Source organism: Paraburkholderia ultramafica, assembly GCF_902859915.1.
In the GTDB taxonomy this organism is placed as follows: domain Bacteria; phylum Pseudomonadota; class Gammaproteobacteria; order Burkholderiales; family Burkholderiaceae; genus Paraburkholderia; species Paraburkholderia ultramafica.
The window spans coordinates 1-13,791 of the sequence record NZ_CADIKK010000009.1 but is presented as its reverse complement, the minus strand read 5'-3'; the positions used below and the strand labels follow the sequence as shown (position 1 = coordinate 13,791).

At 58.7% G+C, this 13,791-nt stretch carries 11 protein-coding genes; 6 read left to right on the top strand and 5 right to left on the bottom strand.

What is annotated here, in order from left to right:
- Positions 1–290 precede the first annotated feature (290 nt).
- Both irlR and HV744_RS11320 read left to right on the top strand, forming a co-directional pair.
- Positions 291–974 carry a heavy metal response regulator transcription factor IrlR gene (gene irlR / locus HV744_RS11325; protein WP_175149588.1) on the top strand — a complete coding sequence of 228 codons (684 nt, stop codon included), beginning with the start codon at positions 291–293 and terminating at the stop codon, positions 972–974.
- Positions 971–2,362 (top strand): heavy metal sensor histidine kinase, encoded by a 1,392-nt coding sequence (locus HV744_RS11320; RefSeq protein ID WP_175149587.1) that lies wholly within the window; start codon positions 971–973, stop codon positions 2,360–2,362. The genes irlR and HV744_RS11320 overlap by 4 nt, the downstream gene beginning before the upstream one ends.
- A 104-nt stretch (positions 2,363–2,466) precedes the next feature.
- Here HV744_RS11320 and HV744_RS11315 read toward each other — a convergent pair whose 3' ends face one another.
- From HV744_RS11315 to HV744_RS11305, 3 genes are all read right to left on the bottom strand, one after another.
- Positions 2,467–2,736, bottom strand: coding sequence for a DUF4148 domain-containing protein (locus tag HV744_RS11315; RefSeq protein WP_175149756.1), 270 nt, complete (start codon positions 2,734–2,736; stop codon positions 2,467–2,469).
- Between the two features lie 1,507 nt (positions 2,737–4,243).
- On the bottom strand, positions 4,244–5,320 hold the full coding sequence (locus HV744_RS11310) for a glycosyltransferase family protein (RefSeq protein ID WP_175149586.1): 1,077 nt from the start codon (positions 5,318–5,320) through the stop codon (positions 4,244–4,246).
- Between the two features lie 296 nt (positions 5,321–5,616).
- Positions 5,617–6,993: an O-antigen ligase family protein gene (locus tag HV744_RS11305; protein WP_175149585.1), complete on the bottom strand. Its 1,377-nt coding sequence runs from the start codon at positions 6,991–6,993 to the stop codon at positions 5,617–5,619.
- Between the two features lie 726 nt (positions 6,994–7,719).
- On the opposite strand from HV744_RS11305, the gene HV744_RS11300 reads away from it, so the two are divergent.
- The gene (locus tag HV744_RS11300; RefSeq protein WP_175149584.1) at positions 7,720–9,183 is read left to right on the top strand and encodes an MFS transporter; all 1,464 of its coding nucleotides are present in this window, start codon (positions 7,720–7,722) and stop codon (positions 9,181–9,183) included.
- On the opposite strand, the gene HV744_RS11295 is transcribed toward HV744_RS11300, so the two are convergent.
- Entirely contained in the window at positions 9,110–10,048 is a 939-nt protein-coding gene (locus tag HV744_RS11295) for a helix-turn-helix domain-containing protein (RefSeq protein WP_246279008.1), read from the bottom strand. The genes HV744_RS11300 and HV744_RS11295 overlap by 74 nt on opposite strands.
- 286 nt (positions 10,049–10,334) lie before the next feature.
- Between HV744_RS11295 and HV744_RS11290 the strand changes: the two genes are divergently transcribed.
- From HV744_RS11290 to HV744_RS11280, 3 genes are all read left to right on the top strand, one after another.
- Positions 10,335–10,958, top strand: coding sequence for a chemotaxis protein CheC (locus tag HV744_RS11290; RefSeq protein WP_175149583.1), 624 nt, complete (start codon positions 10,335–10,337; stop codon positions 10,956–10,958).
- A gap of 8 nt (positions 10,959–10,966) precedes the next feature.
- Complete coding sequence (locus HV744_RS11285) at positions 10,967–11,896, top strand: sensor domain-containing diguanylate cyclase (RefSeq protein ID WP_425497685.1); 930 nt, start codon at positions 10,967–10,969, stop codon at positions 11,894–11,896.
- A gap of 184 nt (positions 11,897–12,080) precedes the next feature.
- On the top strand, positions 12,081–13,361 hold the full coding sequence (locus tag HV744_RS11280; RefSeq protein ID WP_175149581.1) for an EAL and HDOD domain-containing protein: 1,281 nt from the start codon (positions 12,081–12,083) through the stop codon (positions 13,359–13,361).
- A 152-nt stretch (positions 13,362–13,513) separates the two neighbouring features.
- Here HV744_RS11280 and HV744_RS38430 read toward each other — a convergent pair whose 3' ends face one another.
- A complete protein-coding gene (locus HV744_RS38430) occupies positions 13,514–13,780 on the bottom strand; it encodes an acyltransferase (RefSeq protein ID WP_425497696.1) in 267 nt (88 codons plus the stop codon).
- Positions 13,781–13,791 lie beyond the last annotated feature (11 nt).

The window sequence follows — 13,791 nt, the reverse complement described above, 5'->3', positions numbered from 1 at the left end:
TCCCTTTGGGTGCGTAGGACTTTGACTGTGCCATGCTCCCCACGATATATGCGATTGTCGAGTTCAATGCCAAAATGACGGAAATCTCATCTTGACGTCATCAGTGCGCTTCAGCGCGTCCGTAGCATATGACGTCGCATTTGCCTTTTCAGATGTCACCGTGGGGCGGCGCCCCCCAGCGTTTGGGTTAGGTTGAGGCAGCGAAATTGCTGGATTACGCAACACACGCAACGAAGACTCGTATTGCAGCGGCAAGCGTGTCCATTGGCCTGATTAAAGAGGTGTGCAGGATGCGAATTCTGATTGTTGAGGACGAACCGAAGACGGGGGGATATCTTCGCCGAGGTCTGGCCGAAGCCGGCTATACAGTCGACTGGGTCGAGGATGGCATCACGGGACAGCACCAGGCGGAGATGGAAGACTATGACCTGCTGATACTCGACGTGATGCTACCTGGTCAAGATGGCTGGACACTTCTCCAGAATCTCCGTAAATCAAAGCCTACCCCAGTCCTTTTCCTCACTGCGCGTGACGACGTGAGCGATCGCGTCAAAGGACTTGAGCTAGGTGCTGACGACTATCTCGTGAAGCCTTTCGACTTTGTTGAGCTGACTGCGCGTGTAAGGACAATTCTGCGACGTGGTCAGCCACGCGACACCAATGTTCTTCAGGTCGCTGATCTGCAACTTGACCTCACGCGACGCAAAGCTACCCGTCAGGGTGACGCAATTTTGCTCACAGCAAAGGAGTTTGCGTTGCTCTGGTTACTCATGCGCCGCGAAGGGGAAATCCTTCCTCGAGCCACGATTGCATCGCAGATTTGGGACATGAACTTCAGCAGTGATACAAACGTCGTGGATTCCGCCATCCGTCGGCTACGCTCTAAAATCGACGATTCCTATCTACCCAAGCTGATTCACACCGTGCGGGGCATGGGCTACGTGCTGGAAAAAAGGGAAACGTGCGACTCGTGACAAGACGAATGTTGCCGATAACGCTCCGCGCCCGTCTTGCGGTCCTTGTCGCATTGTCAATGTCTGTCTTCCTTGCGTTGAGCGAGCTCGCGCTGTATGAGTCGCTAAGAAATCGCATCGACCTTGTTGCCGCCGAACAGATGCACGGCATGATGTCTGCTCTTCAGGCCCATCTCCGAGCGGCCCATAACGTGGACGAGGTTGCACGTGATACGCCACGGTGGATTGACCCCTTGCATGGTCACAGAAATATGGACCTCGCCATTGTTGACTCGACCGGACAGGCACTCGTCACAACCGCCGCATTCGTTCGGGATCCGCAGATTCTGGCGAGGCGAACGATTGAGCGACCGATCACCATTGACTCCGAAGACGGCAAACTCCGCTACCTTGTCTTCGATGCCCCACTTGGCGAATCATCCATATTCTCAACACGGGTTGCAATTCAGTACGACCGTTCCGCTGACCTCGCGTTGCTTCATCATCATGCGTACACCATCGTCGTTATCGAAGTGCTTGGGATAGTCGTCGCGGCCGCATTTGCCTACGGCATTGCCACGTTCGGACTGAGTCCTCTACGCCGTTTGATATCACGCGCAGAGGAAATGTCTACGAGCCGGTTAGCACATCCACTTCCATCCCTAGATACTTCTGGTGAGCTTAAGGAGCTGGAGCTGGCATTTAACGGCATGCTTTCCCGATTGAACGAATCTTTTACCCGCCTCAGTCAGTTTTCCTCCAATCTCGCGCACGACATGCGCACTCCTTTGACTAATCTCCAGGCCGCAGCGCAGGTTGCATTGTCACAGCCTCGACTTGCCGAAGACTATCGAGAGGTTATTGAATCGAGTATTGATGAATACCAGCGTCTCTCAAGGATGATCGAAGACATGTTGTTCCTTGCACGGTCCGACAGCGCTGAGTCGCCCATCAAGGTCTGCCGCCTGGACGCCAACGTGGAAGCGGGTCGGGTGGCGGGTTTCTATGAGGCGATGGCTGAAGACGCTGGTATTACTGTTCGCGTCGAGGGGCAGGCAAGTGTCGATGCCGAACTGCTGCTTTTCCAGAGGGCGCTTAGCAACCTTCTGTCGAACGCATTGGTAAGTGCGCCGCGAGGCTCTGAGGTCATTGTGAAGTGCGTTGGGCAGGCGGACGGCACAACCATTGAGGTTTCCGACGTCGGAAAAGGCATCGCATCAGAACATACGCAAAAGCTTTTCGATCGGTTTTACCGGATTGATCCATCCCGACATAACTCGGCTTCTGGAACGGGGCTGGGACTGGCAATTGTCCGTTCAATCATGGATCTTCATCAAGGGCAATGCGGAGTAAATAGCGCGCCAGGAGTGCTGACGACATTCTGGCTCCTCTTCCCGAAGCGGGCGTAACTTTCCCCGTTAGAGCGGCTTCGCCAGAGCGAGCATGACGTGACGGATGGGTTCGGCCACCCGTCTACGCTTATTCCCTCGCTAAATGTGAACGGAATGACGCCCTACTGCTGAGCAATATAGTCGTGTGAATCAAATCCCGAGCCCGTCTGCCCAGCGTGCTTCGTTATTGCATGCAGTTCCTTATTGCGAGCCTGGGTCTCTGCCGTAGGCGGATAGGGTTGTTTGCCCGCCACTACCAGCCCATCATGCTGCGCCTGAAGTAATTCCTGACGCACCTGATCTCTCGTCTTTTGAGCAGAAGCTGTAGTTGAGATGCTGCCGAGTACGAGAGCCCCGGCCATACTTACTATTGCGAGCTTTGACGCGTTCATTTTGATCTCCATGTTACGACCGCCAATTGGCAAGTCTTGGAGACAGTATGTGTTGCAGATCGTGCGCCGGCGTGACCTGAACATTAAAACTCTGTCATCGCTGCCCCCGGCAACGGCTATAGAGCCCGTTCGCGTGCGCGTAACGTCACATACGCCAACCTTCTGTTGGCGATTCGTGGATTCGACTCGTGGACGGCCGCAGACCGCACTGGCTTTGCGCTTGCTCAGCTCGGTTTGCCTGATGATGTGTCGTCGATTGTCGACGTGGAGCTCTGGCCACTTGATCGAGCTGACGAGCGGGCACGGATGAGCGCATGGTTCAATAGTAACCGAGTGGCGGCCGCACAAAAGCTGGCGGAATCTACTTTCGCGAACATCAACGCAACAGCAAGATCAAAAGGAACACTGCAAAGCGCAACGTGGACCTACAAGTAATCTAAAGAAAGACGTTTATTCATAGTCGTGACAAGAAAAGACGAACCCTGGAATCCTCGACAAGATCTCGCCGAGCGATATTCTCTGGCGGTTACGTTTCGCGACCTTTCGAATCCAGACGCCAATCTCTATGTGCAGATTCGCCAACGCATGCGCCAGCGTGAGCAGACTCGTCTCCGCAATATACGGTGAAGAGTGGTTCCGTAGATGCAAGATGCCTGAGCACTCCACCAACCTTGTTTGGTCCAATCTGCTAAAGCGGACGCTCGAGTTGGCGGCAACCGGTTGCCGCCAGCCGACCACGATCGCCGATCACCTGTGAGCCGGCATCTATGGAAAATGACCGTTGTGCCCCGCACCCGGAAGTCCAATCGGCGCCGGCGATCACCCCTAAAGCTGCAGCGCCGAACTTCCGTAGCCGACCCATTTCTGCCTTTCGATCGACGGCAGCCAAAACGGCCGCTTTCAAGATACAACGGTCATCTGGACTCTCCCGCAGAGTCGACAAGTGTTCGGCCATACCGATCGCTCACGGCAGATACACCGCGCCACCGAACGGCCGTAGTCGAACATGATCGGCGTGGGACCGAAGTCGGTCCAGCTACTGACGTTGACCGGCACCTTAAGTCGGACGTTCCGACGAGCTAAAGTCGAAAGCGGTGGCGCGACACGTATTGTCGTCAGCCGTGCGCCATGTGGCATGTAGTAGTCGGTAAAGATCTTCTTTGCCTTGTTACATACGCCCAGCGCCGGACGCATTTATTGCTGGGACTGTGACTGGCTGTGCGACCGGCCGTTCGGCAAGAACACCTTGCCGCCAGACTTTGAACCTGTACCGAATGCAATTTCCGCGAACAATCATCACGCTGGTCGCTCTTACCACTTGGGTCCAAACTTGCTCGCAAGGATTGCACGACGCAGTCGTCTTCGGGCAAGAAGGCACTGACCCGCACGAATCGCAAACAGAACTGCGAGAACGGTGCCGGTAATTGCCAAATATTTCATTCCTAGCTCCAAATTATATTTCGGTGAGGGTGAACCCGAGTCCGCCGCTGCAAACTTACACCCGCGCCTATGTTGACGCACGCGTTCGTGCGCGCACTTGCCGCAACGCTAGCCACCTTCCAAGGCGCATCCGCTTTTGCAGCCGGATCGGCGTGAATCCTGCGGTTGGGGACGCTGTTGCTCTGCTTGGCGTGTCGATTTTGAGTTTATCGACAAACCGCTGGAGAGCGGCCAACTCATTATCTTGGAAAAAATGCGCGCGCAGTCTAGCTATCCCTGGCTCAAGCTCAACAAGATTGTCAGCGCTACTGGACAACAAACGGGCGCGCTCCTCGACCCGTCTGACGAAAGTTCCAAGATCGCCAACGGCGATTTCTTCAAAGTTCGGTGATGCCCAGTATTCCCGGCCGCCGCCACCGTGATACCCAATCACATAGTTTCCACACAGCGCGGCCTCAACTGGCGGCAAACCTAGCCCCTCCAAGCCTGAAAACGACATGAATATCTGCGATTCCTTAAGCAGTGCCGCGACTTCTGCCTCGTTCATACCGTCGATCCCGCGAATTTCCCAATTCGTGGGCAGTCGCTTCTTCAATGCAAAGACAACGGCAGCCGCATGCGCGCCGTTCTTGCGCGGCATATATGTGATGAGGTCGCGTTTCTTGCGGTCGGCGCTAAACACGCTGTCATCTACCGAGCAAAACACCCGCACGATCCGACCTGTCAGATGCGGGTAGTGAAGTGAAATCAGGGAGGAGGTATCCTCAGAGATAGACAGGATTGCAGACGCGTTCTGATATGCGTAATCTACGTCGGCATCGGTACAGCCGCCGTCGCGGTCACGCAGATAGTATCCGTTCTGGACAAAAATCGAGTACTTCAGTCCGCTTGGAGCCAGGATGCGCGCGAGCTGCGCCGCTTTGATTTCTGGCAACACCAGATGATCTGTCGGACGCAGATCCCTGTCGGAAATCAGGTGGGCAGCATGTTTGACCCACGGGTACTCATAACCACGCCTATCATGCATGATCGCTGAAGAGATGACGCCACTGTTATTCAAACGGCTGGAATGGTCGTAGATGACTTTGACTCCGCCAGCGTGCTCGTTTGTTCGCGGCGACGTGCAAAAATACACTAAACGCACTTTTTCTTTTCCTTTCGTTTATTTTGATCCGCTTGTGCGCTTGAAGGCGATGGCTCAAATCCAATGAAGCGATTAGCTAAGCGCCTTAGGCATAAACCCGCTTGCAACCGTGCAAGGTCGACCTGAGACCTCACAATCTCGTGCGGCGGAAGCCCTAGCGCCTCCACGCAACACATATATGTTTCTCAGCCGCTAGGCGCGGGTTCCAGTCCGCGAGGTCCCAATGACCAAGGCGGTGATAACATGGCTCCGCAGGACGTCTGCCGACCGGGATCGTGTGAGCAATTTCAGAAAGATCATTGCGCCCTCGATCGACTAGCAAACTTGCCGGCAATGCATTGGAGCGAAGCCGAATCCGAAGACCGGAACGTCGCAGCTCTCTCTGCATTGATGTCGTCGCTCTGAACGTCGCAAATGGGAGCCGGTTGTGCCGCCGCGCATTCGCGTTTGCGCGCGTCTATCAACGCCATGAACGTGGCGACCAGCAACGCCAGCAGCACCGTGACCATGACTGGCACGAGCACGTCGATCGTCAGCCCGAAGATGATGGTGCTGGTGGCCACCGCTAGGCCCGCGTAGGCAGCGGCGCGGATGGCGGGGTCGGTCGAGATCCGGTTGCGCCAGAAGTACACGGTTATGCCGAAGTAGAACAGCAGCAGTGACACCGCGCCGACCAGACCCATTTCAGCGATGGTCGAGAAGAAGTCGCTGTGCGCGCGCTCGTTGACGATCACGTTCTTGACTTCGCCGCGTTTCGCCATCGCGCCCAGTTCGTCCTCCAGGTGGCCCTTGCCGATGCCGTACAGCGGGTGTCGCGAGAAAATGACTCCCGATGCGCTCCACAGTTGCAGACGCTGCCCGAGCGAGGTGTCGTCGTTGCCTTTCTTCAGCAGCGTGATATCGTTTGTCGCTTCGGAGAGGCGCTGCTGGACCCGCTGTGTTGAAAGTAGCGCGCCCGCGCAGATCGCGATTCCCAGCGCCGTCACAAGCAGACGTTTCTTGTGGGCGAACCAGCGGTACTGTGCACCGAGCAGCACCACGAACACCGGTACCATCAGCCAGCCGCCGCGGCTGCCCGACAGATACGAGGCGTAGCCGCCACCTGCCAGCGCCAGCAGCCGCAGCGCGAGCACGCGCCAGTCACGTGGGTTATCCCACCCGAGCGTGAAAATTGACAGGAAGGCGAGCAGCAACGCGGTGTCGCCAAAGGGAATCGCGTTAGTGTAGGAATTGTTCAGACGGTTCGCGTCGGTCCAGCCGCCGAGCGGCTGATAGATCAACGCCCACAGTCCGACTGCGAGCGCGCCCGTGGCGCAGCCCCAGCCGATCAATCGCAGGGCCCGCGACGGAAACTGGCGCAACAGCAGAAACACCGGCAGAGCAAGCATGAAGCGTGACAGCGTATCAAACTCGCGCGGCAGCCAGAAACCGAGCACCGTTTGCTGGACCACAGCGGCCACGACTAACGCCAGCATCCCCACCGTAAACCAGCGGTAGGTGCGTAAAGCCGAGAAATAGCCGGGCGTGCTGCGGTTGACCACAGCAGCGCCGAACGCCAGCGCCAGAAGCGCGAAGAAACAGTACCCGGTACCGCCTCGCACAATGAGATTTAGAGCAGGTGCCAGAAACAGGAGGGCTGTGCTGAACCAGATTAGACTGGGAGCAAAAATCATAAGGTAACAGTAACAGTGTGTAAGAAGACTACCTTCCAGCGCGCCAACGCGAAGTTGGTATAAAAGTTGCCGCAAGAATCATGCGGGGACCATGCGGATAACGGCAACTTCGCCCAAGTGCTTTAATAGTCTTCGTCCAATCCGACGGGCGCTTCTCGGCGCTCGCGAGGGAACACCCAGGCGTCACTGGCCGCTATATTCTCGATTGAGCAACATGCCTCTCGCGATTTCGAATGGCCGTTTGCTGGTGCCGAACAGCCGCCTGAATGTCCGAACGATGGTGCGGGTGAACGGCTCTCCTTGGCCGGCAGTGCGCGTTCACGGCAACCGCCGGAAAGCGGCCGTCGAAGATTCCAGCGGCCGCTCAATAGAACGTTCATCGAACTGGCGCTATAGGGCCAACTTGAGTCAATCGCCAATGACGTTTCGACCGGCCGCCCCGGCAAGTCTGCAGCGACTTTCCCCTGGGTACCAGTCCATGCCGTCGACTTCGGTGTGACGCGGACTAACGCTTTGCAACCTCTACGCACATTTGCTCTTTCAAGACGCAAACGTTAGCGAATATCCTCATTCGGCATTGCAGCGACTGTCATATATTCACGGGCCGGACACCGGAAATGAGCGCTACGTGTGCGGAGGCGAGCGGCGAACAGGAACACGTGATATGTTGCAGCGCGTCGCGCAATAAGGATGCGTTTTCAACTTAGAGCTCATGCGCCATTATTGATGACCATACAAAAAATGTGCCCCGACCCGGTCGCGACATACGCCCAGCCGGCCGGAAGTCAAGAGAATCGCCGCGAGCTTCTCAAAATCGTTGTCGCAACATCGCTCGTCACTGGCCTTGAAACGTTCGATTTCACCGTTTTCGGATTCTTCGCGGTGATGATTGGAGACCAGTTCTTCCCGGCGACAGATCCGATGACCTCGTTACTGCTGGCAGTCGGCACATTCGGCGTCGGTTTTTTCATGCGTCCTCTTGGCGCGACGGTGATCGGCGCTTACGCAGACTGCGTGGGGCGCCGCGCGGCGATGATGAGGACCAGCTGGATGACGGCCCTGGGGACGGCCGTGATCGGTCTGTGCCCGTCATTTGCCACGATCGGCGTGACCGCGCCGCTCATTGTCATCGCTGGTCGATCGCTGCAAGGTTTCGCCCTCGGCGGCGACATCGGCGTTGCCGCAACCTTCGTTATGGAGGCAGGGCCAGTGTCACGTCGCGGCTATCAGGTCAGCTGGCAGCTCGCTAGCCAGGGCGCGGCCGCGCTGATGGGCGCATCCCTGGGGGTGCTGCTCACCAGCACGATGTCCCCGGCCGCTCTTGCCTCGTGGGGCTGGCGCATTCCGTTCCTGATCGGTCTTCTGATCGCGCCAGTCGGCTTCTACGTTCGCCGTCGGCTTCGCGACGATCCGATCCCCGCCGCAACGGCCAGAACTTCCGGCACGCCGCTCGTCGAACTGTGTCGTGGGCATGGCACGACGATCCTCCTGGCAATGTTGATGATGATGGGGCAATCCGTGCCCGTCTACGCCATCGTCTACTACATGCCGAGCTATGTGACTCGAGTGATGCACATGCCCGCCATCACCGGATTCCTGACGTCCGCGTTATCTGCGCTGCTGCTGGTCGTCATTCCGCCGTTGTCCGGCCGTCTCACAGACCGCCTGCCTCGCCGCAAGCCACTGGCCCTCTTCGCCTCGGGATGCACGGCGCTTCTGGTCTACCCGGTCTTTCTGATGATTACCCGTGCGAGCAGCGCGCTGCCTATCCTGTTTGGCGTCGGACTCATTAGCGTAGTGGTGGCGCTCGGCGCCGGCGTCGTCACCCTGCTTGTGCTCGAGGCGTTTCCTGCTCGGGTGCGCGCCAGCGGCGTCGCGATTTCGCATGCGCTGCATGTTGCCTTGTTTGGCGGAACCGCTCAATTCATCGTGACGGGATTGATCAGATGGACCGGCAATCCAATGTCTGCAGCCTGGTATGTGGCGCCGGCGTGCGCCGTCAGTTTTTGTGCGCTCATGCTGTTCAAGGAACGGCACGTCGAAACCCGGACCGGCACGCGCGCGCTGACGACGATCTTCGCGCCGGCGATACGACGTGGCCGTGCCAAGCCAGAACCTAAGCCACCTTACCGGCCAAAGCTCGAAAATCCTGCGGTGCCATCCCGTAAGCCCGCCGGAAGGCGCGCGTGAAGTCCGAAGCGCTTTTAAAGCCGACTCCGTAGGCAATATTCGTCACCGTCACATGCGGGTAGCGGGCCAGATCTTCGGCCGCGCGCCGTAGCCTGAGATGACGGATATAGGCACCCAGGCCACCTTCATGCTCAAACAGGCGATACAGGCTCCGACGAGGAAATGGCAGCGCATCGAGCACGCTTTCGGGAGAGAGTTCCTCTTCGTGCAGGCACACCTGTATATGGCGTCGCACCTGACCGAACATGACTGCGCGGGCCGCCGCGCGCGCATTGCCGCTGAGGCCCGCCTGCTTGCCCAACGCTGCGATGAGGAGCTGGGCTCCAGCGCGTATGGCGCCGTCCGCTTCCACGGCGCTCATGTACGCGATGTTCTGACCGAGCGCCGCAACGTGTTCGATGATCAGCCGCGCGAGCGGCGTCGAACCGTGGAGCGTACGGCTGTGGATGGCCTCCGGATAAGGGAAGACTTCCTGCACCAGCTCGCCCGGCACGAAAAACGTGAGCACCCTGCGTGCATGGCGCTGGATCCGAACGGGTTGGCTCATATCGAGCGCGAGGAAGCTCGCAACAGAACGGACGGGTTCGCGAGACGTGCGGCGTATCGCGATGTTCTCGACTCCGCCCTCCAGAAATACATGAAATGCGAAGTCACGAACCGTGTCCCTCGAGATCCGGGCCAGTGAGCGCTCGAGCACCATCAAGTCCGACCGGTAATCCGAAAATACAAGCTCGCCAACCTGATAGCGGTGTATCGAAGCCTGGAAGGGCTTCTCCAGGTCGGATCGCGAGGGCAGCACGTCGATAACATGGCCGCCCCGATCCCGCCATGCCAACAACCGCCGCTGTGGCGGTTCCCCCAGCACGCTGAAATAACTATGGGCAATGCCGTGTTTCAGCGGAAGGCGGGCGTCAGCCGTAGTAGCGCAGGGGGCATGCGAAAAAACTCTTTACTGGAGTGTGCCCGGTGGGTGTTCTGGACTATTTAGCTTGGGAATTTAACCGAAAATCCGCCCGGCATGAATTTCTTTGAAAAATGGACGGGGAATTCTTCGGAAACTGATACGCACGGTCAAGCCTGCCAATAACGATCGATTAGACTCGCGACGCGCCTAGCGCGGATGAGACCAACCAACAAAGAGAACGGGTTGTATGCGTGAGAACGTCTTCACCGAAGAGCAGCGCGACGCCTTGCAGGAAATCGCCAATCTGGCAATGGGTCAGGCCGCGGCGCGTCTTGCCCGCCTGCTCGATACTTTCATCGAGCTGTCGGTGCCGCGCGTGTGCGTGGTCGGGGTCGCCGAGGCCGCGCAGACCCTGCGCGAGATGACTGGCATTGACCAAGGCGTAACCGCCGTGCGCCAGGGCTTTCGCTCCGACATCAAGGGCGAGGCGCTTGTAATTTGCCGCAGTGGTGCCGTCGGGCACCTGTGTGCGCTGGTCAACGATCCGTACATTCACTCAGCGTACGAAACGATCAGCCAGACGGAGCTGATGGTCGATGTCGCGAACGTGCTGACGGGCGCGTGCGTCTCGTGCATCCTGGACCAGCTCAATCTCACGCCGATCTTTTCGCCGCCGGGTCTGCTCGGCGAGAACATCTCGCTCGACGATGTCTTCCAGGCAGACCTTCTCGCATGGCGCGCCGCGCTCCTGCTTGAAGTCAACTTCGCACTCGAAAATCACTGCTTCCGCGCGCACCTCGTCATGCTGATGGCCGAGGACTCGATTAGCCGCATGGACGACGCGCTCAGTGCGTTGTTGGCCAGCGTATGAAGGAGGCGATGGAGCGCTCGCTCAGCGATCTCGTGATCGCGCGGGTCGGCTTCGGCATCGTCGTTCTTGACCGTGCCATGAACGTGCTGATGTGGAATCGCTTCATGCAGGATCACAGCGGACATGCCGCAGAGCAGGTTGTCGGTAAGTCGATCTTCGCCAGCTTTCCCGAGCTGCCGCGTGTATGGCTCACCCGCAAGATCGAGAGCGTTTTCCGGCTCGGCAGCTTCGCGTTCAGCTCGTGGGAGCAACGTCCCTATCTCTTCAAGTTCGATCATGACAGGCCGATCACGTGCGGCGTCGACGTCATGCAGCAGGACTGCACGTTCATGCCGCTTACGCGCGGCGGCGAGGTCATGGCCGTTTGTGTGACGGTTTCCGATGTGACGCATGTGCGCGTCATGCAGCGCGAAAGCGAAGAGGTCGTCGCCAGGCTTGAGGGCTATGCGAACCGCGACTGCATCACCGGCATCGCGAACCGGCGCTTTTTCGAAGCACGCCTGCGCGACGAGTTCTTGCGCTGGCAGCGTTACGGGGGCGAGCTGTCGGTGCTGCTCTTCGATATCGATCGCTTCAAGGACATCAACGACCGATACGGCCATGCAGTCGGCGATGCGGTGTTGCGCGTCACGGCGCAGCGCGTTGCCAACGCCGTGCGCGTTCAGGACACGCTCGGCCGTTTCGGCGGCGACGAGTTCGCACTGCTCCTGCCGTGCACGTCGCTTGCCGACGCGATGATCGTCGCCGAAAGGGTTCGTTCGACGATTGGCGATGTGCCCGTCGAAGCCAACGGCGTGCGCGTGCGTGTGACGGCGAGCGTCGGCGGCGCGGCGGCGCGGCCAGGTCTGCCGGCTTACGAAGTCCTCATCAATGAGGCCGATGCCACGCTCTACAGCGCCAAGCGGAAAGGGCGCAACCGTTCCGTTGTGCTCGCCTGAGCCGTGCTACACAGAAGCCCGGGGATTTTATAAACATCGAGAAGCCGGTAAATCGTTGTCTCACGCAGAAAGCCATGACGGTCGCGCTGTCGTGGCGACCTCCGCAGCGCGACATTGCATTCGCATATGTTGCGGCGCCTGCCGGATTGGCAGCCAGTTACCTTGACAGAAGAAGCGCTCAAAGATGAATGCAAGAGCACCCTCGCCCAGCCCCATCGATGACCAGCCGGCGTCGCTCAGCAAAGAGGCCACACCGGAAAGCGTCTACCTTGGTCGACAGCCGATTGTCGACCGCAACGGAGCGTTGAACGCGTTCGAACTGCTGTTCCGCTCCGACGCCACCAACCTCGCCCGAGTCACGGATGACGCCGATGCCACCGCGCAGGTCCTCGCGAGACTCGTCGGCGATATGGGCCTGAGCGCCGCGCTGGGCGATCACACCGGCTACTTAAACGTTGACCGGACGGTGCTGATGTCCGATATGGTCCGACAGTTGCCGTTGCCGCCCGAGCGCTTTGTGCTCGAAATCCTCGAAACGGTGACCTTCGACGAGGCACTCTTCAGGCGCTGCAACGAGTTGCGGCGTGCGGGCTTCCGGCTCGCACTGGATGATGTCTCACAGGTATCGCCCCGCCTGCTCGCATTTCTGCCGTGCGTCGATATCGTCAAGATCGACTTCATGGAATGTCCGCGCGAGCGTCTTGCCGAACTGGTTGCCGCCGTCAGGCAGCACCGAAAGGTGTCGCTCGCCGAGAAAGTCGAAACACGGGGAGACCATGACGCGGCCATGCGCGCGGGCTTTGAACTGTTTCAGGGCTACCATTTTGCGAAACCGCAGGTGCTGACATCGCGGCGCATCACGCCGTCGCGCGACGCGCTGCTGCGCCTGATGGTGCTGCTGAGCGGCGAACCTGGAATTCTCGAGCTCGAAGCTGAACTGAAGCGGATTCCGAACCTCGTCGTTCAACTGTTGCGTCTGCTCCAGTCCAGCGCGTCTGGGCTTGCCCGGACGATTTCGTCAATGCGCGAAGCGATCATGGTAGTGGGCACCCGGCAAATCACGCGCTGGGCCCAGTTGCTCCTGTTCGCGGATGGCAATCTCGACGCGTTGCGCTCCGATCCCCTGTCGCAGCTGTGTGGCACGCGCGCGCGATTCATGGAACTTGCCTCCGGCCGGCTGCGGCCCGACGACGTCTGGTTTGCCGATACCGCGTTCATGACGGGCGTGTTCTCGTTGATTCATGTGCTGTTCGGCAGTGCGATTGAGGATATCTTGTCCACGATGCCGATCCACGCGGATATGCGGCGCGCGCTTCTCGAACGACAGGGCGATCTGGGGTTGCTATTGAACGCCGCCGAGGCGGCCGAATCGGGGGAGCTCACGGCAATCCGCACGGCATGCAACGCACTGCCCGTCTTTACCCCCAACGACCTGATCGTGCTCGGGCTCACCGCCGTCGGGTAAGACGATGGACCGCAGTTCGGCAAGAATCGGTCATTCGATCGTGCAGCCAGAACGGCCCTTCATGGCCGGTCACGAACGCTTGTCGATCAGGCAGATTGAAGGTTGGCTACGCAGTCGCGGATCGCCTCTGCGAACTGCGGATTAGATACAGCTCATGCCTCCCACTCTACCGATTCCTTGAGCACCCTCACCGGTGATCCCCCGATCACAGTGTTCGGCTGCTCGTGTTTGGCGGTGATTGTGCTCGTCGCAGCTACCACAACGTTGTCACCAATCTCCGCGCCCTTCAGGACCGTGCACCGACAGCCAAACCAAACATGTGAGCTTCCCCCGAAATTTCGCCTTCCGGTAGGTCGTGTGTAAACTCGACCCAAAGGAAGGAAAGAAACGATGTTCAAGGTACCAAAACAAGCGTACACGGCGGAGTTCA

Coding starts and splice junctions, on each gene's coding strand:
- irlR (WP_175149588.1), top strand. CDS start 291: ATGCGAATTCTGATTGTTGAGGACGAACCGAAGACGGGGGGATATCTT.
- HV744_RS11315 (WP_175149756.1), bottom strand. CDS start 2,736: ATGAACGCGTCAAAGCTCGCAATAGTAAGTATGGCCGGGGCTCTCGTA.
- HV744_RS11305 (WP_175149585.1), bottom strand. CDS start 6,993: ATGATTTTTGCTCCCAGTCTAATCTGGTTCAGCACAGCCCTCCTGTTT.
- HV744_RS11300 (WP_175149584.1), top strand. CDS start 7,720: ATGACCATACAAAAAATGTGCCCCGACCCGGTCGCGACATACGCCCAG.
- HV744_RS11290 (WP_175149583.1), top strand. CDS start 10,335: ATGCGTGAGAACGTCTTCACCGAAGAGCAGCGCGACGCCTTGCAGGAA.
- HV744_RS11285 (WP_425497685.1), top strand. CDS start 10,967: ATGGAGCGCTCGCTCAGCGATCTCGTGATCGCGCGGGTCGGCTTCGGC.
- HV744_RS11280 (WP_175149581.1), top strand. CDS start 12,081: ATGAATGCAAGAGCACCCTCGCCCAGCCCCATCGATGACCAGCCGGCG.